Source organism: Kitasatospora sp. NPDC051170 (genome assembly GCF_044455705.1).
Classification (GTDB): Bacteria; Actinomycetota; Actinomycetes; order Streptomycetales; family Streptomycetaceae; genus Kitasatospora.
The window spans coordinates 64,084-86,223 of the sequence record NZ_JBITFA010000025.1; the positions used below are offsets into that span (position 1 = coordinate 64,084).

The following is a 22,140-nucleotide window of genomic DNA, read 5'->3' on the forward strand; positions in this document are numbered from 1 at the left end:
GGATGGCACGGTCACGGTCCGGGTGATCCGGGCCGTGGACACCGGCGGGGTGTGGACTCCCGCGCTGGAACCGGGAATCGGCGGCGTGAAGGTTCAGCTCACCGACGACGCGGGCACGGGCATCGAGGGCACCACCGCCCCCGACGGGACGGTCACGCTGCGCCCGGCCGGAACCGGGCCGGCAGGCGGCAAGTACCGGGTGCAGGTGGTGAATCCGAAGCCGGGCGTGCTGTTCCCGGCCTTCGCCTCCCGCCAGGGGCTGGACGGCGCGCCGAACCAGCTGTCCAGCAACGAGGAGTTCGTCGACCTCTCCGGAGGAAAGGCGGTCTCCTACACCACCGGTCTCTGGAGCCCCGGGGACTACTGCCAGAAGAACGCCACTCTGGTGACGACCTGTCAGCATCCGCCCAGGGAAGGCGAGTCGGCGCGCACGCTGGTCTCCTTCCCGTACAGCGCGCGCGGCCAGGACGGCGTGGATGTCCACGTCACGGACATCGCCACCGAGGCCGAGACCGGCAACCTCTACGGCATCGCCTGGAACAAGGCCGACCGGCGGGTGTTCTCCGCCGCCTCCGCCAAGCGCACCACCGCCTACGGCCCCGGCGGGCCCGGCGCGATCTACGTCACCGACCCGGCCACCAAGACGACCGGGCTCTGGGCCACCGTCCCCGACGCCGGTACCACGCGGCACGGTTCGGGAAGCGACGACGCCTTCCTGGCGGCGGCGGGCAAGGAGAGCCTCGGCGGCATCAAGGTCACGGAGGACGGCAAGGACCTCTTCGTCGTCAACCTCAACGACCGCAGGCTGTACCGCTACGACGCGAGCGCGGCGACCGCCGCCGCACCGAAGGCCGTCTACCCGATCCCCGACCCGGGCTGCCCGGCGGCGGGGGACTGGCGCCCCTTCGGCCTCGGGCTGCAGGACGGCCTCGGGTACCTGGGCGGCGTCTGCTCGGGCGAGTCCACGGGCAGGCGCGCCGACCTGCGCGCGGTCGTCCTGCCCTTCGACCTCACCACCGGGGCGTTCCACAAGCCCGTGCTGGACCAGAAGCTGGACTACCCGCGCGGCTCCACCGTCGGCTCGGGCCCCTGCGACGGCGCCGGCTGGTTCCCCTGGCAGGACACCTTCCCGACCTCCCAGAACGGGCAGAGCTGCGCCACCTACCTCGCCAACCCGGAACCGGAGTTGGGCGAGATCACCTTCGAGACCGACGGCTCGATGCTGCTCGCCTTCCGTGACCGCTTCGGCGACATGTCGGCCGCCGACCCGACCGGCGCCTCCTTCGCCAAGGTGCTGCCCGGCGGCGACCTGAACAAGGCGTGCCTCGCCAACGGCACGTACGTCCTCGACACCGACCTCGGCTGCGGGCTCTCACCGAGGGGCACCCGGTTCTTCGACACCAGCAGCCTGGTCGGCCACCGCAACGCGGGCATGGCCGGGATGGCGCTGTCGAAGGTCGAGAGCTCGATCGCGCTCTCGGGCTTCGACCCGAACAACGCGGCCTTCGGCTACGGCACCGAGTTCGTCCTGCGCGACGGCAAGCGGGACCCGAAGTACGGGCTGCAGCTCAACCCGAGGGGGTCGATCCCGCCGTTCGGCAAGGGCGCCTCCATGGGTGACCTCGAGGTGCTGTGCGACCGGGCGCCGCTGCAGATCGGCAACCGGGTCTGGTACGACCCCGAGCGCAAGGGCGTCCAACTCCCGGGCCAGAAGCCGGTGGAGGGCGCGACCGTCCACCTGTACGACGAGTCGGGGAAGCTCGTCGGCACGGCGAGGACGACCAGGCGGGGTGAGTACTACTTCGACGACACGAACGTCGAGGGCGGGCTCAAGCCGAAGGCGAAGTACACCATCAGGCTGGACGAACCGGCCGACTACGCCAAGGGCGGGCCGCTGTACGAGTGGGTGCCGACGGAGGCGAACGTCGGGGAGAATCACTTCGTGGACTCCAAGGGCGTGGTGCCGTCCGGCGGGAAGTACGCCGAGCGGGCGCTGACCACCGGCGGGCCCGGGGAGAACGACCACACCTACGACTTCGGGTTCCGCCGGCAGGAAGGCGCGCTGAAACTGGTCAAGCACGACCAGGACGGCAAGCCGCTGGCGGGCGCGAAGTTCCAGCTGTGGAAGGAGAGCAACGGCACCGACGGGCTCCAGACGGGCGGTGACAAGCCCGACACCAAGGTGGGCGAGCCCTGCACCACCGGGGCCGACGGCCTCTGCGGGGGCAGCGGGACGGTGGGCACCTACTACTGGCAGGAGGTCAGCCCGCCGGACGGCTACGCCGCGCCGGACAACACGGTGTTCGGGCCGCTGGAGTTGACGGCGGACAACCTCGGGGACGGGGTGTGTGTGACGGCGGTCAACACGCTCATCCCCACGCCCACGCCGACGCCCACGCCGACGCCGACTCCGAGTGGCACGCCGGGTGAGTCCTCGCCCAGTGCCTCGCCCCCGTCGCCGTCCCCGCATCCGGTGACGCCCTCCGCGACGCCGCCCGCCTCGCACGGCTCGCTGCCCTCGACCGGCGCGGGCTCGGGGACGCCGCTGGCCGTCGCGGGCGCCGTCGCGCTGACGGGCGCGGGCGCCCTGCTGGTGCTGGCCGCGCGCAGGCGTAGGGCGCGGCACCGGTAGCGGCCGGTGGCTGACGGCGGGCGGGTCCGGGTGCCACGGGCCCGCCCGTCGCCGTCACTTGGGCGGTGCGGGCACCGCCGAGGGATCGGCCGGCAGCGCGTACGCCGCCGGGTCGACCGGGCCGGGCAGGTCGGTGGCCGGGCGGGCCGGGGCGTTCGGGTCCGGCAGGGAGGGCTGCGCCGGGGGCGCCGGGACCTGACTGAACGGCACACCGGGCGGCGCCTGGACGGCGGTGGGGCGGCCGGGCGTCAGCTGTCCTCGACCCGCGGCGCCGCAGGCCGCGAGCCCCTCCAGGCCGTCCGGGCTCTGTACGGCGGGCTGGTTGCCGGTGAAGCAGTTTCCGGGGTCGGCGGAGGCCAGCACCAGGTCCGTGCCGTTGCCGGTGACCCGGTTGCCCTCCACGCGGTTGCCACCGGCCGGGTGCCCCGGCGGGTCGGTGACGATGACGCCGGCGGCGCGGTTGCCCTGGACGAGGTTGCGCTGCACCTGGTTGCCCGTGCCGCCGCCGATGCCGATCCCGATGCCGAAGCCGCCGTCCGCCTGCTGCGGGGTCCCGGCGGCGTTGTTGTCGGTCACCGCGTTCCCGACGATCACGGCGCCGTGCTGCGGGGCCAGCGCCTCCAGGTCGTTGGAGTTGACGGTGATGCCGACCCGGTTGGCGTTTACCCGGTTGCCCGCGAAGACGAGGTTCTCCGAGGCGTTGGTGATCTCGATGCCCACCGCGTTGTGCTCGATGGTGTTGCCGCGCACCAGGGTGTCGCAGGGCTTGCACTGGCCGACGTAGATGCCGGAGTCGGCCTGCCCGGAGGCGTACGAGTCCTCGATGACGCCGCCCCGGGCGTCGAAGGCGTAGATGCCGTACAGGCCGTTGTCGTAGGCGGTCACCCTGGACGCCCGGAAGCCCTGGACGACCGGGAAGCGGGCGGTGTCCAGCGGGTTGTAGGCGGAGCCGCCGGCGCCGTGCTGCTGGAGCTGCTCGTCGGTGACGCCGGTGAACAGGACGCCGTTGGCGAGGTAGTGGTGCACGGTCAGGTTCTCGACCACCGAGCCCGGGCCGGTGACGGTGACACCGTTGACGAGACGCAGCCCGCCGTCGAGGATCACGGTGTTGCGGTCGCTGCCGCGCAGGACGACGCGGGGCTTGGCGATCCGTACGCTCTCCTTGTACGTCCCCGGATCGACCAGGACGGTGTCGCCCTCGCGGGCGACGTCCACGGCCTGTTGAATCGTCGGGAAGTTCTGCGGGACCCGAACGACCGTGCCCTCCGGGTGTTTCGCGTCGGAACTGGGGCCGGAGCCGGAGGACGAGCAGCCGGTGAGCGCGAGGGCGGCGACGAGCGGGAACAGCAGGCTTGTCCGTGTGCGGAGTTGACGAAACATCAGCATTTGCATGAAAGGTGTTCTATCGTCTCCAATGTGCTCCATGCATGCCGAAAGCGGAAAGGCGCGGAAAGAGGGCGGTGTGGAGCGTGTGGACCGGAGAGCGCTGATCGCGGGCGGGGCGCTGCTGGCCGCCGGGGCCGGGGTCGGGGCGGGCGTCGGGGCGATGGTGCGCGGGACGGGCGCCGGGGCCGCCGAGGGTGTCGCGCGGCCGGCGCCGGAGCCGCCGGTGCCGTTCCACGGCCTGCGGCAGGCCGGGGTCACCGCCGTGCAGCAGCCCGCCACGCAGTTCCTCGCCTTCGACCTCGCGCCCGCCGTGACCTCCGACGGACGGGCGGCGCTGAAGGCGCTGCTCGGGGACCTCACCCGGCTGCTCGCCGAGGGGGTCGGCGGAACGGCCGCCGACCCGCGGCTCGCGGGCAGCGCCGAGGCCCGAATCAGCAGCCTGGTCGCGGTCGGGCCGGGGCTCGCCGGGCGGCTCGGGCTCGGCGTTCCGGCCGCCCTGGCCGAACTGCCCGACTTCCCCGGTGACCGGCTCGACCCGGCGCGCGGCGGCGGCGACCTGGTGCTCCAGCTGTGCGCGGCGGACCGCTGGCCGCTCTCCGTGCTCACCGAGCAGCTCACGGGCGCGGTGGCGGCCAGGGGCGGCGCCCTGCGGTGGGCCCAGTCCGGCTTCCTCCCGCGCACCCCCGCCGGGACGACCCCGCGCAACCTCTTCGGCTACAAGGACGGCACGGCCAACCCCGCCGAGGGCGACGCCCGCCAGTGGGTCTGGGGCCCGCCGGGGCCGTACGAGCACGGCACGGTCCTCGTGTACCGGCGCATCCGGATGGACGTCGCGGGCTTCGCCGCCCTCCCGGAGGCGGGCCGCGACCAGGCGATGGGCCGCCGCCTCGGTGACGGCGCCCCGCTGACGGGCGCGGCGGAGCACGACGAGCCGGACATCTACACCAAGAACCCGGACGGCTCGTACGTGCTGCCCGCGACGGCGCACGTGCGCCTCAGCAGCCCCCGGCTGGACGGCGGCGCGCGCATCCTGCGGCGGGGCTACAGCTACGACGACGGGCCGGGGGACCGGGGGCTGCTGTTCTGCGCGTTCATGCGGGATCCGGGGCAGTTCACGCGCATCCAGAACCGGCTGGCGGCGAAGGACGCGCTGAACCCGTTCCTGGAGCACACGGCCTCGGCCGTGGCGTACGTCCTGCCGGGCGCCCCGGAGGGCGGGACGCTCGGCGACCACCTGTGGACCTGAGGCCCGCGCGGGAGAGGGGATTCCGGCGGATTCGGGGGATTCGGGGGAGAGGACTGCGGGAGCGCCCGGGTGCCGGTCAGCAGGAGTCGAGGGCGGCGGAGAGGTCGAGGCGCCGGTTGACGCCGAGCTTGCGGTAGACCCGGGTGAGGTGCTGCTCGACGGTGCTGGTGGTGATGTAGAGCTTGGTCGCGATCTCGCGGTTGGTGTACCCGTCGGCGGCGAGGGCGGCGACGCGCTGTTCGGCGTCGCTGAGTTCGATGCGCGCGATCGGGGCGGCGGGCTGGGGGTCGGGGACGGCGGACGGGAGGAGGGAGCGCAGGAGCGGTTCGGCGCCGCACTCCCCGGCCAGGACGGCGGCCTGCTCCGCGGCGGCCTCGGCCTCCTCGTGTTCGCCGAGGGCGCTGTGGGCCCGGCTCAGGTCGGCCAGTGCGCGGGCCAGTTCGACCCGGTCGCCGCAGCGTTCCAGGGCCACCGCCGCCGTGGTGAGCAGGGTCCTGCGCTCCTCGGTGTCGGACAGCCTGGCCATGACCCGCAAGGTGATGCCGCGGGTGCGGTGGTCGGTCGGCGCGGTCATCGACAGCTGCTCGCTCGCCAGCTGCCGGGCCTGCGAGGTGAGGTGCAGCCCGAGGCAGGCCACCGCGGCGTCGCTGCGCCAGGGGAGCAGTGAGGGCTGGTCCAGGCCCCACTCCGCCATCAGCCTGCCGCAGGACTGGAAGTCGGCCAGCGCGGTGTGCAGTTGGCCGATCGCCACGTGGTAGCGGCCGCGGGCGCGGATGTAGTAGAGCGCGGACAGCGTCTGGTGCATCTCCGGCGGGACGGGGATGTCCAGGAACGCGTGGGCCTCCTGGTAGTTGCCCATCTCGGTGGCGGTCTGCACCATCGCGGCCAGGGGCAGGCCGATGGCGACGCCCCAGCTCTGCGGCGGCAGCAGGGTGAGGGCGCGCTCGGCGTGCTCGCGGGCCTGGGGCAGCGAGCCGCGCCGGACCTCGATGATCGCGTGGACGGTGGAGAACAGGGCGTGCCAGGTGCGGGCGCCGCGGTTCTCGGCGGCCTTCAGCAGCGGCGCGCACCAGGCGACCGCCCGGTCCAGGGAGTCGGTGTAGACCAGGGCGGCGAGCGAGGCGAGGATCGGGCTGAGGGCGTCGTCGTCCAGGCGGGCGCCGAGCAGGATCTGTTCGGCGCCGATCAGCAGGTCGTCGTCGATCTCCTGCCCGTCGAGCACCGCGTTGACCAGGGAGGTCGCGCGGGAGGGCAGTTCCTGGGGGATGGTGTCCCGCTCCGGGTCGACGGCCAGCATGGGCGGGCAGAGCCAGGGGAGCAGCAGCATGGCGTTGCCCAGGGCGTCCGTCCCGGGGGTCTGCGGGGTGCTCGCCCGCAGCCGCTGGGTGAGGTTCAGGGCCTGGGTGGTGCAGCCGTGCCAGAACAGGTAGGTGACCAGCTTGACGAGGTGGCGCCGGCCGGTCAGGAGGCCCTGGTCGACGGCCTTGATCAGTTCGGGGAGCAGCCGGACGATGGTGGCCGGGTCGATCTGCCACTCGGCTCCGGCGAGCGAGGAGGTGACCTGGGCCCGCTGCCGCTCGTCGGTACAGGCGCTGCGGGCCTGTCTGAGGTAGCGGACGGCGAGTGCGGGGTCGCCGTGCAGCATCTCCTGGTCCGCGGCGGTCTTCAGAGCGGTGACCATCCACGGTGCGTCCAGGCCGGAGGCCTCGGCCAGCTGCCGGGCGACCAGCCGGGGCGGTGCGCCGTGGTCGTGCAGGGCCCGGGCGGCCCGGCTGTGCAGGACGGCGAGTTCGCCGGCCAGGACGCCGCTCAGCACCGCGGTCCGCGCCGCCTCGTGCCGGAACCGGCCGTCGTGGAGCAGGCCGACGGCCTCCAGGGCCCGGATGCTGCGGTCGGTGGAGTCGGCGTCGGAGTCCAGCACCTCGCAGAGCAGGTCGCGGTCGGCGGTGTCGCCGAGCACGGCGCAGGTCCGGGCGACCCTGACCATCAGCGGGTCGCACCGGTAGAGGCAGGCGGCGACGGCCTGGGCGAAGGTCTCGCCGGGGGTGGTGGTCTCGAGGGGCGCGGTGGTGGCGGAGGCGGTGGTGTCCTCGATGAGCGCGCGCAGCAGCAGCGGATTGCCGCCGGTGACGCGGTGCAGGCCGGGGGCGAGGCGTTCGGCGGTGGGGCGGTCGAGGTGCCGGGCGGCGAACTGCTCCACGCCGGTGGCGGAGAGCGGCTTCAGACTGATCCGGCGGCAGTGCGGCTGGGCGTGCAACTCGGCTTCCAGCAGCGGGAGCCGCTCCTGCGGGCAGGTGCACCCGTTGAGGACGAACATGACCCGCAGGGGCTTTGAGCGGCGCAGCAGGTAGAGCAGGACGGCGAGTGACGCGCCGTCGATGTGCTGGACGTCGTCGACGGCGATCACCAGCGGGGCGCGCCGGGTGACCTCGTGGACCTGGGCCAGGAGGCGGTGGGAGAGCTCCATCGGTAACCGGTCGGAGAGGCCGGGCCCGGGGCCGCCGGTGGACGGGCCGGGCGGACCGTCCTCCAGGAGGCGGGCCACGGCCGGGTCGGCGGGCCCGCCGCCCAGTTCGGGGCTGCGCAGGATCTGGCTGATCAGACCGAAGGGTACCGATCGTTCGGACAGAGAGGCGGTGGCGCCGATGAAGAGCGCCCCGGTGCTGGTCGCGTGTTCCGCGAAGCAGTGCAGAAGGGCGGTCTTCCCGCTGGCCACCGGGCCGTTGACCAGGGCGATCTGGCCTTTTCCCTGGTCGCAGCGGGTGAGTAGTTCGGCAAGAGTCGAGAGTTTTTGACCACGTCCGACCAAGTGCATCGATCCTCCCCCAAGGTTCGGCCCTCGTCGGATCGGATTCTGCTCGCCCTGCCCCGTGATCGTCGTGCTTCGAACCTCAGGCGACTGCCAGCATCCGATCCACCGACACTCTGACATCGTCGGTGAGCGGGTGGCAACAGAGGACTTCGAGGTCTGGACCTCTGGGGGTGTGCCGACGTGAGGGCTGACCTGGGGTTTGGGGAGGTGTCGGTGGTCAAGCTTCGTGTGCGGGTGTCCGCCCCTCGGTCACGTCCCTCGGTCACCGCCCCTCGGTCACCGGCCCTAGGTCACCGGCCCTAGGTCACCGGCCCTAGGTCACCGGCCGGTCCGGTCCGCCTCGGCGGCCTGCCGGGCCAGGCGCAGTCGGTCGAGGCGGTCGAGGCCGTCCAGGACGAGCGGGGCCGGCACGCCGAAGTCGATCAGGCAGGCGATGTCGTCGACCCCGATGGAGCCGAGCCGCTCGACGGTCCGCAGGCCGTCGGCCACCGTGCCGAACAGGCCGCCGTCGTCGAAGAACCGGTCGAACGCGTGCGAGACCAGGAACTGCACGTCGGCCGGGGTCAGGCGGTCCAGGTCCACGCCGGGCATGTCGGCGGCCACCGCCCGTTTGAACAGGCCGATGGAGCTGCGCAGGTAGGCGCTGAAGGGTTCCCGGACGGTCTCGCGGACCTCGTCGCGGTCCTCGCCGATGAAGGTGTGCAGCATGAGGGCGACGTGGCCGCGGTCCTCGGGGTCGCCGACGGGGGAGACGTAAGACTGGCGGTACAGGGCGATCTTCTTGGCCAGCTCGTCGAGGTCCTGCCCGAGCAGGTGGGTGAGCAGGCCGGTGCCGAGCGCGCCGGCCTGGCGGAAGGTCTCCTCGGAGCCCGCGCTGGTCAGCCAGAGGGGCAGCTCGGGCCGGACCGGCGGGGGGAAGATCCGGATCCGGGAGGTGCCGCCGCTGCCGTCGGTGAAGGCCACGGCCTCCTGCCGCCAGAGCCTGCGGACGGTGTCCACGGTCTCCAGCAGGACGTCCTTGTTCCGGGCGTAGTTCTCCGGCCGCAGCGTGAAGTCCACGGCGTTCCAGCCGGAGGCCAGGGAGATCCCGGCACGGCCGTTCGACAGGTTGTCGACCACCGACCACTCCTCGGCGATCCGCGCCGGGTGGTGCAGCGGGGAGACCACGCTGCCGGCCCGGATGGCGACGCGCTCGGTGACGGTCGCGAGCGCGGCCCCGGTGACCGCGGGGTTCGGGTACAGGCCGCCGAACTGGTGGAAGTGCCGTTCCGGTGTCCACACCGCGGAGAATCCGTGGGTGTCCGCGAATTTCGCACCTTCGATCAGCAGGCGATAGCGGTTGTCCGTGCTCGAACCGGTGTCCGCGAAATAGAAGAGGGAGAACTCCACCGATTTCCTCCGTGTGCAGTCCGGTAGACGAATCGGCCACCACGGCCGGGGCGGGCTTGCGGAAGTCAGCCTAGGGAGGGCCTCGGTCACCGAGAAGCCCCTATCGGCCCCTTACCGGCCCCTACCGGCCCCTCCTGGGAATTCCCTCGGGAATGCGTTGCGGAAAAAGGGCCGGGGCCGTTCCGCTTCCGCGGAACGGCCCCGGCCCGGTGGCCGAGTACGGGGGTCACTCGGCCAGCTTGGAGGCCACCCCCGTCTCGGCGGGACGGGCGGCGGCGACGTCGAGCGTCGGCGCGTCGGTGTCCTCGGCCGTCTTCTTGCTGCGGGCCGGCATGATCACCGCGGCGGCGAGGGCGCCGAACAGGGCCACGCAGGCGCTGGTGACCGAGGTGGAGCTGACGCTCGAGCCGAAGGCGTGGGTGGCGTTGGCGACGAGGTCCGCGCCACCCTGCCCCAGCTGCTTGGCCACCCCCAGCGCGCTGCCCAGGGAGTCCCGGGCGGCGTGCTGCTGGGCGTCCGTCAGGCCGGGGGTGCTGTCCAGCGCGTGGCGGTAGGAGGTGGTCATCACGCTGCCGAGCACCGCGACGCTGATGGCGCCGCCGACCTGCAGCGCGGTGTCGTTCACCGCGGAGGCGGTGCCGGCCTGGTGCGAGGGGGCGCCGGACAGGATGCCGTCGACCGACGGCGGGATCGACAGGCCGATGCCCAGGCCCATGATGCCGAGCCCGATCAGGACGGTGGTCTCGTCGCTCACCTCGGCGGTGGAGAGCAGGAAGCCGCCGGCCGCGATGACCAGCAGGCCGATGATGATGGTCAGCTTGTCGCCGATCGCCTCGACCACCTTCGGCGCCAGCGGCGAGGTGATGATCAGGCTGACGATCGCCAGCAGCCGGAAGCCCGCCGGGAGCGGGTCGTACTGCCGGGCCAGCTGGAAGTACTGGGTGATCACGAAGAGGCTGCCGAACAGGGCGAACGCCTGGCAGGTCAGGGCGGCCGCGGAGCCGCTGAAGCGGCGGTTGCGGAACAGCTCCATCGGCAGCATCGCGTTCGCCGCCCGGTTCTCCCAGACCACGAACGCGCCGAGCAGCACCAGGCCGCCGACCAGCCAGGCCACGGTGGCGGCGCTGCCCCAGCCGTTGGCCGGGACCTCGATCAGGCCGTACACCAGGGAGACCAGGCCGAGCACCGAGAGCACGGCGCCGACCAGGTCGAGGGAGACCCGCTTCGGGTTGCGCCAGGTCGGGATGAGCAGGGCGCCGCCGAGCAGGGCGAGGCCGACCACCGGGACGTTGATCAGGAAGATCGAGCCCCACCAGAAGTGGTTCAGCAGCAGGCCGCCGATCACCGGACCGAGCGGGATGCCCATGCCGGCCGCGCCGGACCAGATGGCGATCGCCTTGGTCTGCTCCTCGGGCGGGAAGACGTGCTTGATGATGGCCAGCGTGGCGGGCATGACGAGCGCGGCGCCCAGCCCCATCCCGGCCCGGGAGAGGATCAGGGTGTCGGCGCTGCCGGACAGGGCCGCGCCGACCGAGAAGGCCAGCATCACCGCCAGGCCGGTGAGCAGCACGAGCTTGTGGCCGAAGCGGTCGGCCAGGACGCCGGCGAGCAGGAGCAGGCCGCCGAAGGTGAGGGTGTAGGCGTCGACGGACCACTGCATCTGACCGACCGTGGCGTTCAGGTCGGTCTGCACACTGGGTACCGCCATGGCGATGACCAGGGCGTCAAGGCCGCTGATCACGAGGCACAGACTCAGCACTGCCAGGATCAGCCATCGGCGCCGGTGCACGGTAGCGGCATCCACGGGATTGGTCTCCTCGGAGGTGAAGGCGGTTCTCTTGCCTGCGGTGCGGGGATTCGTGCTGCGGGATTCGTGGTGCGTGGTGCGGTAGGTCGTGGTGCTGGGTTCGTGGTGCTGGGTTCGTGTGCTGGGTTCGTCGTGCGGTCAGTCCCGGTGCGGTGCGGGTCTGCTGGTGAGGCTGCGGACGGTCAGGTCGACCAGCTGGCGCAGCCGGATCTGGGCCTCCTCCAGGGAGGCCGCCTCCTGGGTGATCCCGGTGACGGAGTTCAGCAGCAGGAGCGCGCAGTCGCGGGCCGGCAGCACCTCGTCGAGCAGGTCGAGCTCGTCCGCGGCGGAGAGCAGCAGTCGTTCGACGGTGCCGGCGAAGCGCTCCCTGAACTCGTCGACCAGGTCGCCCGCGACCTGGCTCGCCTCGGTGAGCAGCTCCGCGCGGAACTGGGCGTCGACCGTGCCGATGACCATCTCGAGCTTGATCGACAGTGCGCCGTAGAGCCGGTCGGCCGTCGTCCCGTCGGATTCGCCGGCCAGCTCGGCCGCCAGGATCACTCCGTCGAGCAGTCGGACCCCCATGGCGCGGAAGATGTCCTGCTTGCCGCCGAAGTCCTGGTAGAGGGCCGGTCGCGAGATGCCGGCGGCCTCCGCGATCAGCGCCATGGAGCTGCGCTTGTAGCCGTAGCGGCCGAAGACCCGCATCGCCGCCGCGATGATCTGGTCCTGCTTGTCGAGCTTGCTCTGCTTGGTGGTGCCGGGTGTTGCTGCTGACATGCTGACATTTTGGATCCATAGTGTCAGGATGTCAACACGGAAGATGATCAACCGGTTACCGCCCGTGGTGGATCAGCCGCGCGGAGGGATCCGGACGCCGCGCAGACCGCCGTCCAGCACCAGCGAGGTCCCGGTGACCGCCGCCGAGAGCGGGCCCGCCAGGTAGCAGATGCCCGCCGCGACCTCCTCGGCGGTGATCAGCCGCCCGTTGGGCTGGCGGGCGTGCACCCCGGCCAGCGCCGCCGCCGGGTCCGGGGCCGCCGCCAGCTCGCGCCGCACCCACGGGGTGTCCACCGGGCCCGGCGTCACGCAGTTCACCCGGATCCCCTCCGGCAGCAGGTCCGCGGCCATCGAGAGCGTCAGCGAGTGCACCGCGCCCTTCGAGGTCGCGTACGGGGCGCCGCCCGGCATCCCCACCGCGGCCGAGATCGAGCAGGTGTTGACCACCGCGGGCGAACGGCCGTCCTGCGCCGCCTTGCGCAGCCACGGGAGGGCGGCCCGGGTGGTCCGCACCATGCCGAGCACGTTCACCTCGAACACCCGCCGCCAGACGTCCAGTCCGTGGGACTCGACGGTGCCGCGGGCCAGCGTGCCGGCGTGGTTCACCAGGATGTCGACGCCCCCGGTGCGCGCGGCGGCCTCGGCGACCGCCTCGGCCACCGCGTCGTCCGCGACGTCGCCGCGCACCCCGACCAGCGGCGCCTCCACGGCCGACGGGTCCAGGTCCAGGCAGGCCACCGCGGCGCCCTGCGCGGCCAGCATGGTGGCGGTGGCCAGGCCGATGCCCGAGCCGCCGCCCGTCACCAGCGCGGTGTACCCGGCGAGCGGGGAACCCAGCGGAGAAACGGACACAGGACTGCCTTCCTCACGATGAACGTCGGACGAACGAGACGAACGAGGGGTCGTGCACGGCGCCGGGGAGCGCGGAGGTGGAGGTCGGGAGAACAGGAGGCCGGGAGATCAGGGCTCAGGGGCAGGGGCTCAGGGGCTCAGGAGGTCGGGAGATCAGGGGCTCACGAGGCCAGCCGGCGGAAGCGGCTGCCGTGGAACACCAGCGGGGCGACCTCCGGGGCCGACTGCACCGCGTGGATCCGCAGCAGCGCGATCCGGTGGTCCCCGGCCGGCAGCTCCCCCTCCAGCGCGCACTCCAGGGAGGCCGCCGCGTCGCCGATCAGCACAGCCCCGCCCGGCGTGCCGAACCACCGGATTCCGGCGAAGCGGTCCCCGTCGAGGGCGGACAACTGGCGGCAGGCCGCGTGCTGCTCCTCGTTGAGCACGCTGACGCCCAGCCGGTCCGCCGTCCGCAGCCGGGCCCAGGTGCGCGAGCGGTCGCCCACGCAGACCGAGACCAGCGGCGGATCGAGGGACACCGGGATGAACGAACTCACCGCCATCCCCACCGGCCCGTCGGCGGCCATCGCGCACACCGCCGTCACACCGCTGGGGAAGCAGCCGAATGTCCGCCGGAGCACCGTCGCGTCCAGCGTGGTCACGAACAGACTCACGATGCGTCCCGAACCGGTCGGGCGGTCAGATCCGGCGACCGGTCACGGGGTAGCTGCCGAAGATGCCGGCCTTGGCCTTCCCGCTGATCGAGTCGCCGTTCACGGTCATGGTGAAGGTCATGGTGAGCTTCACGGGCCTGCGCACCTTGAGCTTCCACACCAGGGTGTCGCCGTCCACCGAGCCGTCGAAGATGTCGGGCTGGATCTCCCGGCCCTCGGCCGTCGCGGTGCCGCTGAGCGCGGAACCCGCGGTCTTCAGGGCGAAGACGAATTCCTGCTTGCCCATCGAGCTGTCGAGGGTCAGGTGCCAGTTTCCGTCCGCGGTCATGATTTTCTCCTCCGGAGTACGTGTGGGCCGAGTGCGGGGTTGGTGTGCGGGGTAAGTGCGGCGAATTCAGGAAATGAATGGCGAATGTCGAGCGGGCCCACTCCGAACGCGGGACCGCAATGGCGCCTGCGAGGCGAAATCGTAGGCCGGTGGCATCGGGGGAATAACCCCTAACCGACTCCTGCGGGGCCCGGCCGTCCTCGGTTAGGGGCCCCTTGAGCGCGGCTTAGGGGTGGCCTGCCGTCCGGGCTGGGATGAGGCTGGCGAGCAATGACAGGAGGAGCGCCGGGCCTGACGGTGCTTCAGCAACCGACCCGGAGGAACGCGATGGACCTGCCGAGAACGTACAACGTGCTCCGTGAGGCCGACTCCGAGGAGCTGATCCTCGCCTCCGACTTCTCGGCGACCACCGGCCGCACCGTCGGCGGCTTCGGCGACCTGGTGCCCCGGCTGCGAACCGACCTCACCGTCTGGGAGACGGCCCCGCCGCCCACCGGCGCCGAACTGGACATGACCGCCGCCGACCACGTCGACCGCTGGGCGGCCGACGTCCGAGCCAGCGGCCGGCCGGTCCGCGCCATCCTCGGCTACTGCGTGGGCAGCGTGTTCGCGGCCGGCCTCGCCGAACGGATCGCCGACTGGCAGCCCGCCGCCCCCCGGGTGATCGTCTTCGACCCGGAGCACCCGCACGCGCCGCTGCTGCACCGCCACTACGGCGACGCGCTCGGCGTGATGGCGTCACTGATGAGCGCCGAGGACCTCGCGACCGCCCGCCGGGCCGGCGACGAAGCGCTCAAGCTCCAGACCGGCGGCGGCGGGGACGGCGACCTGGCCGCGCTCGCCGCCACCCTCAGCGGCCTGGTCCTCGACCACGGCGACCGGGCCTTCGCCCAGGCCGGCCTGGACGCCGCCCGACGCGCCGAACTCCTCGGCACCTTCCGCTCGTTCCTCTACTACCTGGTCTGCGCGTCCCAGCTGGACGCCGGCCCGGTCTGGCGCACCGCCACCGCCATCACCTCGCTCAGCCCGCACAACGGACTCAACAGCCTCGCGCCGGACCACCGGGACGGCGTCGTCGCCGAGGAGATCCGCTTCGACCTCCCGCACGCGGACCTGCTGCGCGACGCCGGCGTCGCCCGGGCCGTGGACGTACTGCTGAGCTGACGGAAGGAAGCCTGATGCGTGCCACCGAGTACACCGAACACACGGCGCAGACGGCGCACACCGCGCATCCCAAGGAGGAGGCGCTCTGGCTGCTGGAGACCCTCGTCCCGGGCAGCGTCCCCAACAACCTCTCGCTCGCCTTCCGGGTCGCCGGCCGGATCGACGCGGCCGTCCTGGAACAGGCCCTCGCCGTCCTGCTGCGGCGCCACGAGGTCCTGCGCACCGTGTTCCGCGTCGACGGCGCCCGGCTGACCAGGAACCGCCTCGCCCCGGAGCAGGCGCACACCGCCGTCGAACGGCTGGACCTCCCCGCCGGCGCCACCGCGCACGACGCCCTCACGGCCTTCGTCGCCCGGCCCTTCACCCTGGACGGCGGCCCGCTGCTGCGCGCCGCCGTCCTGAGTGACGAGGAGGCCGACCACGTCTGCGTGGCCGTCCACCACCTGGTCTTCGACGCCGCCTCCGTCCCGGTCTTCGTCGACGAACTCGCCGCCGCCTACACGGCCCTGGCCGCGGGCGGTCCGCTGCCCGAGGAACTCACCCGGATCCGGGCCGCCCTCGACGACCCCGAGCCCACCGCCGAGAGCCTCGCCCACTGGCAGGGCCGGATGGCCGGCTTCGACCCCGACGTCCCCGACCTGTGGTGCGGCAGCGCCGACACCGCCGAACCCACCCTGCGCGGCGAACAGCTCACCCGGCCGCTGAGCCCCGAGGCCGCCGAGGTCGTCCGCACCCTGCAGCGCAAGCTGCGCGCCCCCGAGGCCGTCGTCCTGCTCGCCGCCTACGTGCTGCTGCTGGACGCCCACGGCGCCGGCCCCGACGTCGTCGTCGGCTTCCCGGCCAACCTGCGCCCCTCCGGCGCCGAACGCGCCGTCGGCTACCACGTCAACGTGCTGCCGCTGCGGGTGCGCACCGACCCGGCGAGCACCGTGCGCGAACTCGTCCGCGCCGTCCGGGACACCTTCTTCGAGTCCCTGACGCACACCGACGTGCCCGTCGACAGCCTCGCCCGCAGCCTGCCGCGCGCCACCACCACCTGGCGCAACATGCTCTTCCGCCACGTCTTCAACTACCTGCCCGGCTTCGGGGTACCGGAGTTCGAGCTGGCCGGGGCGCGCGCGACCCCGCTGCCGATCGAGAACGGCTACTCCAAGTTCGACCTCGAGTTCTTCGTGATGTCCGCCGACGGCGAGATCCGCATCCGCACCGTCTACCGGACGGAGATCCTCACCCGCACCGACGCCGAACTGCTGCTGGAACGCTACGAGGCCCTGCTACTGGCCTTCGCCGCCGACCCCGAGCAGCCGGTCGGGACGCTGCTCGCCTGGGGCGAGCGCGACCACGCCGTCATCGGCGCCGCCAACCGGACCGAGGCGCCCGACACCGCGCCGGACGTCCTCCGGGCGATCCACCGGCAGGTCCGCGACACCCCCGACGCGGTCGCCGTCGTGGACGGCGAACGCACCCTGACCTACCGCCGGCTGTGGGACGCCGCCCACGCCGTCCGCGCCCAGCTCACCGCCGCGGGCGTGGCCGCCGGCGACACCGTGGCGCTCGCGCTGCCGCGCAGCGCCGAGCTCGCCGCCGCCGTCCTGGGCACCTGGCTCGCCGGCGCCGCCTACCTGCCCGTCGACCCCGACCACCCCGCCCAGCGGATCGACCACCAGCTCACCGACTCCGGGACCAGGGTGCTGCTCGCCCGCCCCGGCGCCGTCCACGCCCCGTCCGCCGGCCTGACCGTGCTGCACCCGGCACCGGCCACCGACGCCCCCGCCGCCGACCGGCGCGCCCCCGAGCCCGCCGACCCCGACGGCCACGCCTACCTGATCTACACCTCCGGATCCACCGGCAGGCCCAAGGGCACCGCCGTCACCCACCGCGGCGTCGCCAACCTGGTCGCGCACTTCATCGCCGAACTCGCCGCCGGCCCCGGCCACGCCACGCTCTGGACCACCACCTTCGCCTTCGACATCTCCGCCCTGGAGCTCTACGTCCCGCTGGCCTCCGGCGGCCAGGTGGTCGCCGCGCCCGACGAGGTCCGGGTGGACGGCGGCGCCCTGCTGGACCTCATCGACCGGCACGACGTGCGCACCGTCCAGGCCACCCCGACCACCTGGCGGATGGTCCTGGACAAGGCCGCCGCCGCGCTCGCCGGCCGCCAGGTGCTCTGCGGCGGCGAACCGCTGCCCGGCACGCTGGCCCAGCAACTGCTCGCCACCGGCTGCGAACTCCACCACGTCTACGGGCCGACCGAGACCACCGTCTGGTCCACCTCCGGCACCGTCCCGCAGCACCCCGGCGCCCGGATCGACATCGGCCGGCCGATCCGCAACACCCGGATCCTGGTCACCGACCCCGCCGGCCGGGAACTCCCGCTCGGCGTCCGCGGCGAACTGTGCATCGCCGGAGACGGCGTCGCCGCCGGCTACCACGGCCGGCCCGAACTGACCGCCGACCGGTTCCGCGAGCACCCCCGCCACGGCCGCCACTACCGCACCGGCGACCTCGCCCACTGGCGCCCCGACGGCACCCTCGCCCTGCTCGGCCGCAGCGACCGGCAGGTCAAACTGCGCGGCAACCGGATCGAACTCGGCGAGATCGAGGCCGTCCTGCTCGGCGCCCCCGATGTGGGCGCCGTCGCGGTCCTCGTCCACGGCGACTCCGGCGCGGACGCCGAACTGATCGCCTTCGTCGTCCCCGAGGCCGACCGGACCCCCACCCCCGACCAGCTCTGGGACTGGGCCCGCACCCGGCTCGCCCGCGCCATGGTCCCGCAGGAGTTCGTCCTCCTCGACGCCCTGCCCACCAACGCCAACGAGAAGGTCGACTACCCGGCCCTGGCCCGCACCGCCGCCGAGCGGGCCGAGGACGCCCGGGCCCGGCGGCGCGCCGCCGCCGCCGACCGGCCCGCGGCCGACACCGACGACGACCTGGTGACCGCCCTGGTCGCGCTCTACGACGACCTGCTGCCGGACGGCGGCGCCACCCCCGACACCAACTTCTTCACCACGGGCGGCAACTCACTGCTCGGCGCGCTGCTCGGCCAACGGGTGGAGGAGATGACCGGCGTCTCGCTGCGGCTGGCCGAGGTGTTCCAGCACCCGACACCGGCCCAGCTCGCCGCCCGGGTGCGGGCGGACGAGGGCACCGCACCGCCGGTCGGCGCCGTAGTCGGCGTTGTCGGTACTGCAGGCACTGGTGGCACTGTCGGCACAACGGAAGGACGGGGATGAAGTACCGGGTCCTGGGCCCCCTCGGGGTGCTCGACGGCGACACCGCCGTCACCATCGGAGCGCGCAAGATGGAGATCGCGCTGGCGGCCCTGCTGCTGCGCGCCAACCAGATCGTCTCGACCCGCCAGCTCATCACCGAGATCTGGGACGAGTCGCCGCCGCCGCGCGCCCGCTCCGCCGTGCACGTCTACATCTCGCAGCTGCGCAAGCTCCTCGCCCGCCCCGGGCAGGACAACCCCATCGTCACCCGGCCCTCCGGCTACCTGCTGCTGGTCCGCCCCGGCGAACTCGACAGCAGGGTCTTCGAGGGCCTGGTCCGCCAGGGCCGCGAACTGATGGCGGACAGGCAGCGCGAGGCGGCCTGCGCCGTCCTCGACGAGGCCCTCGCCCTGTGGACCGGCCCGGTGCTCGACCAGCTGCTCAACGGCCCCATCGTCAGGGGCTTCGTCCCGCCGATGGAGGAACTCCACCTGGAGTGCATCGAGATGCGCGTCGAGGCCAGCCTGCAGCTGGGCCGCCACCGCGAAGTGGTCAGCAGCCTGTACGGGCTGATCGCCGACCACCCGCTGCACGAGGTCTTCTACAGCCAGCTCATGCGCGCCCTCTGCAGCTCCGACCGGCGCGGCGACGCCCTGCGGGTCTACCGCACCGCCTGGGAGGTGCTCGACCGCGAACTCGGGCTGGAGCCCGGCCCCAAGCTACGCGAACTCCAGCGGGCCGTGCTCGTCCCCGGCGAGACCGGGCGGCTGCGCGTCGCGGTCTGACGACGGGAGTACGTGAACGGGGGACAGCGGTCCCCGGCGGGAACCACCCGCCGGGGGCCGCTTTCGTGTTGTCCGTTCCTCCTGGGTGGGAGGTGCGGGAACGCCGTCCGCCCCCGGCCGAGGAGACCAGGGGCGGACGGCGGACGGCGGACGGCGGACGGCGGACGGCGGACGGCGTCAGGGCGGTCGCGGTCAGTCCTCGCCGTCCAGGAGGCTGAACAGCTCCTCGTCACTGGCCGTGGCGATCCGGTCCCCGATCGACGGGCCGGCTCCGTTCGCCCGCTCCGTCGCCCCGTCCGGATCCAGGCCGCGCAGCAGCTCCCGCAGCCGTAGCGCGACCTCCCCCCGCAGCCGGTGCCCGGCCGGGACGTCCGCGAGGACCGCCTCCAGCCGCTCCAACTCGGCCAGCGCCGCCCGTGCGTCCGCCGGCGAGTCGGCCGCCGCGGTGGCCAGCTCGTCCCTCAGGTGCGCGGCCAGGTCGGCCGCGGTCGGGTAGTCGAACACCAGAGTGGTGGGCAGCCGCAGTCCGGTCGCCCCGCCCAGCCGGTTGCGCAGGTCCACCGCCATCAGCGAGTCGAAGCCCAGGTCGAGCAGGCCCTGCCGGGGGCTGATCGCCTCCGGCGTGGCGTGCCCCAGCACCTCGGCGATGTTCTCCCGCACCAGCCCCAGCACCAGCTCGAACCGCTGCTCCGCCGTTCGGCCGGCCAACTGCCGTGCCCACGAGTCGGGTTGACGCTTCGCTTCGGCCTGCGCGGCGGCCGGGCGGGCCGCCGCCGGACGGGACGGGAACAGTCCGCGCAGCACCGGCGGGACGGTCCCGGCCACCGCGGCCGCCCGCATCGCGCGGGAGTCCAGCGCCACCGGCATCGGCACCGGTTCGTCGAGCCGCAGCGCCGCGTCGAACAGCGCCAGAGCGCGATCCGGGGCCATCGGCGCCACCCCCGTCCGGGCGATCCGGGCCAGGTCGGCACCGGCCAGCCGCTCGCCCACGCCCTCCTGCTCCCACAGGCCCCAGGCCAGCGAGGTGGCGGGCAGCCCCTGGGCGCGGCGGTGCACGGCCAGGGAGTCCAGGAAGGCGTTGGCCGCCGCGTAGTTGGCCTGCCCCGCGCTGCCGATGGTGGCGGCGAAGGAGGAGAACAGCACGAAGGCGGCGAGATCGCACCCGCGCGTCAGCTCGTGCAACTGCCAGGCCGCGTCCACCTTCGGCCGGAACACCGTCGCCAGCTGCTCCGCCGTCAGGGTCTCCGCCAGCCCGTCGGCCAGCACTCCCGCGACGTGCAGGACCCCGGTCAGCGGGTGTTCGGCCGGCACCTCGGCCAGCAGCCCCGCCAGCGACTCCCGGTCCGCCGCGTCCGAGGCCACCAGCCGTACGGTGGCGCCGAGTTCGGTGAGTTCGGCTTGGAGGTCGGCGGCGCCGGGGGCGGTGGGTCCGCTGCGGCTGGTCAGGAGGAGGTGGCGGACGCCGTGTTCGGTGACCAGGCGGCGGGCGATCAGGGCGCCGAGACCGCCGGTCGCGCCGGTGATCAGCACGGTGCCTTCCGGGTCGAAGGTCGGCGGTTGTTCGTCGGTGGTGGTGGCGGGTTCGACGCGGGGGGTGTGGAGGGTGCCCTGGCGGATGGCGAGTTGGGGTTCGCTGGTGGCGAGGGCGGTGGCCAGTGCGGTGGTCAGGGTGGTGGTGCTGTCAGGGTGGTCGTCGAGGTCGAGGAGGGTGATGCGGTCGGGGTGTTCGGTCTGGGTGGTGCGGATGAGCCCCCAGGTGGGGGCGGTGGTGAGGTCGCCGGTGGTGGCGTCACGGGTGACGACGACGAGGCGGGAAGCGGCGAACCGCTCGTCCGCCAGCCACCGTTGGACGGTGGCCAGCAACTCGGCCGTCGTCCGCAGCGCGGCGGCCGGGAGCTCCGGCCCGTCGACCGGTGCGCCCGCGACGGAGAGCAGCACGACGCCGGGCTTGTCCGCGAACACGCCTGCCGCGGCCTCCAGGTCCGCGTACGTCGCCGCCTCGACCCCGTCGGCCCGGACGGCGTCGAGCAGTTCGGCCGTCCGGTCGCCGAGCACGGCCCACGGCCCCGCCGGCAGCGGCTCGCCCTCGGCCTTGACGGTCGTCCAGGCGAGACGGTGAAGCCTCGCGTCACCGCGGTCGCCCGCGAGCGCCGCGAGGTCGCCCGGGGAGATCGGCCGCACGGCGAGCGCCTCGACCGTCGCCACGGGCCCGCCCTGCTCGTCGGTGAGGAGCAGCGCGTAGCCGTCGGCACCGGTCGGCGTCAGCCGGATCCGCACCGTCGCACCCGCCGCCGGGGCGGCGCCGTACGTCCGCACCCCGCTCCACGCGTACGGCAGCACCATCCGCTCCGGGGCGTTCTGCCGCAGCGCCTGCACCGCCAGGGGGTGGAGGGCGGCGTCGAGGAGGGCGGGGTGGAGGGTGTGGCCGGTGGTGGTGGTGTCGGGGTCGAGGGTGGCTTCGGCGTAGAGGGTGCCGTCGGCGTTCCAGGCCCGGGTGAGGTTCTGGAAGGCGGGGCCGTAGTCGTAGCCGTGGTCGGCGAGTTGCTCGTAGGCGTCGGTGAGGTCGATGGCGGTCGCGTCGGTGGGGGGCCACTGGGTGATGCCGGGTTCGGGGGTGGTCTCGGCGGCGTCGGTGGTGAGGGTGCCGCTCGCGTGGAGAGTCCAGGGCTGGTCAGGGTCGTCGGTCTGCGGCCGGGCGTGGACGGTGACGCGGTGGTCGGTGTCGACTGCCAGTTGGAGGTGGACCGAGCGGTCGAGCGGCAGCGGTGCGTGGAGGGTGAGTTCTTCGACGGTGGTGTGGCCGGTGGCCTGGGCGGCGTGGAGGGCGAGGTCGAGGAAGGCGGTGCCGGGGAGGAGCGGGTTGTGGTGGACGGCGTGGTCGGTGAGCCAGGGGTGGTGGCGGGTGCTGAGGCTGGCGGTGGCGAGCCAGGTGCCGTCGGGGAGTTGGGTGGTGGTGGCGAGGAGGGGGTGGGTGGCGGTGTGCAGGCCCAGGCCGGTGGCGTCGGTGGGTGCGCTGGTTCCGGTGAGCCAGTAGTGGTGGTGTTGGAAGGGGTAGGTGGGGAGGTTGGGGTTGGTGGTGTGGTGGTGGGGGTGGTGCCAGGTGATGGGGTGGCCG

General features: G+C 73.3%; 14 protein-coding genes. 5 read left to right on the forward strand and 9 right to left on the reverse strand.

Annotated elements, in window-relative coordinates:
• Positions 1–85: 85 nt before the first annotated feature.
• Entirely contained in the window at positions 86–2,632 is a 2,547-nt protein-coding gene (locus ACIBCA_RS35160; protein WP_396287184.1) for an SdrD B-like domain-containing protein, read from the forward strand.
• Positions 2,633–2,686: 54 nt separating this feature from the next.
• Here the strand turns inward: ACIBCA_RS35160 and ACIBCA_RS35165 are convergent, their stop codons facing one another.
• Positions 2,687–4,024 carry a right-handed parallel beta-helix repeat-containing protein gene (locus tag ACIBCA_RS35165; protein ID WP_396287185.1) on the reverse strand — a complete coding sequence of 446 codons (1,338 nt, stop codon included), beginning with the start codon at positions 4,022–4,024 and terminating at the stop codon, positions 2,687–2,689.
• A 70-nt stretch (positions 4,025–4,094) separates the two neighbouring features.
• Between ACIBCA_RS35165 and ACIBCA_RS35170 the strand changes: the two genes are divergently transcribed.
• Positions 4,095–5,264, forward strand: coding sequence for a Dyp-type peroxidase (locus ACIBCA_RS35170; protein ID WP_396287186.1), 1,170 nt, complete (start codon positions 4,095–4,097; stop codon positions 5,262–5,264).
• A 76-nt stretch (positions 5,265–5,340) separates the two neighbouring features.
• Here the strand turns inward: ACIBCA_RS35170 and ACIBCA_RS35175 are convergent, their stop codons facing one another.
• The 7 genes from ACIBCA_RS35175 to ACIBCA_RS35205 form a co-directional block, all read right to left on the reverse strand.
• Complete coding sequence (locus tag ACIBCA_RS35175) at positions 5,341–8,079, reverse strand: ATP-binding protein (RefSeq protein WP_396287187.1); 2,739 nt, start codon at positions 8,077–8,079, stop codon at positions 5,341–5,343.
• A gap of 315 nt (positions 8,080–8,394) precedes the next feature.
• On the reverse strand, positions 8,395–9,465 hold the full coding sequence (locus ACIBCA_RS35180) for an LLM class flavin-dependent oxidoreductase (protein ID WP_396287188.1): 1,071 nt from the start codon (positions 9,463–9,465) through the stop codon (positions 8,395–8,397).
• Between the two features lie 226 nt (positions 9,466–9,691).
• The gene (locus ACIBCA_RS35185; RefSeq protein WP_396287189.1) at positions 9,692–11,269 is read right to left on the reverse strand and encodes an MFS transporter; all 1,578 of its coding nucleotides are present in this window, start codon (positions 11,267–11,269) and stop codon (positions 9,692–9,694) included.
• Between the two features lie 141 nt (positions 11,270–11,410).
• Complete coding sequence (locus tag ACIBCA_RS35190) at positions 11,411–12,031, reverse strand: TetR/AcrR family transcriptional regulator (RefSeq protein ID WP_396287191.1); 621 nt, start codon at positions 12,029–12,031, stop codon at positions 11,411–11,413.
• A 72-nt stretch (positions 12,032–12,103) separates the two neighbouring features.
• Positions 12,104–12,883, reverse strand: a complete 780-nt coding sequence (locus ACIBCA_RS35195) for an SDR family NAD(P)-dependent oxidoreductase (RefSeq protein ID WP_396287192.1) — start codon at positions 12,881–12,883, stop codon at positions 12,104–12,106.
• A 161-nt stretch (positions 12,884–13,044) separates the two neighbouring features.
• Positions 13,045–13,536, reverse strand: a complete 492-nt coding sequence (locus ACIBCA_RS35200) for a flavin reductase family protein (RefSeq protein ID WP_396287194.1) — start codon at positions 13,534–13,536, stop codon at positions 13,045–13,047.
• Between the two features lie 25 nt (positions 13,537–13,561).
• On the reverse strand, positions 13,562–13,864 hold the full coding sequence (locus ACIBCA_RS35205; protein ID WP_396287196.1) for a hypothetical protein: 303 nt from the start codon (positions 13,862–13,864) through the stop codon (positions 13,562–13,564).
• Positions 13,865–14,191: 327 nt separating this feature from the next.
• Between ACIBCA_RS35205 and ACIBCA_RS35210 the strand changes: the two genes are divergently transcribed.
• Genes ACIBCA_RS35210 through ACIBCA_RS35220 form a run of 3 tightly spaced genes read left to right on the forward strand, consistent with a single transcriptional unit; the run spans position 14,192 to position 19,025 of the window.
• A complete protein-coding gene (locus ACIBCA_RS35210; protein WP_396287197.1) occupies positions 14,192–15,028 on the forward strand; it encodes a hypothetical protein in 837 nt (278 codons plus the stop codon).
• 14 nt (positions 15,029–15,042) lie between these two features.
• Complete coding sequence (locus ACIBCA_RS35215; RefSeq protein ID WP_396287198.1) at positions 15,043–18,261, forward strand: amino acid adenylation domain-containing protein; 3,219 nt, start codon at positions 15,043–15,045, stop codon at positions 18,259–18,261.
• The gene (locus tag ACIBCA_RS35220; protein ID WP_396287199.1) at positions 18,258–19,025 is read left to right on the forward strand and encodes a BTAD domain-containing putative transcriptional regulator; all 768 of its coding nucleotides are present in this window, start codon (positions 18,258–18,260) and stop codon (positions 19,023–19,025) included. Before ACIBCA_RS35215 ends, ACIBCA_RS35220 begins: the two co-directional genes overlap by 4 nt.
• A gap of 192 nt (positions 19,026–19,217) precedes the next feature.
• Here ACIBCA_RS35220 and ACIBCA_RS35225 read toward each other — a convergent pair.
• Positions 19,218–22,140, reverse strand: a 2,923-nt coding sequence (locus ACIBCA_RS35225; protein ID WP_396287201.1) for an SDR family NAD(P)-dependent oxidoreductase, incomplete at its 5' end; no start/stop codon positions are given.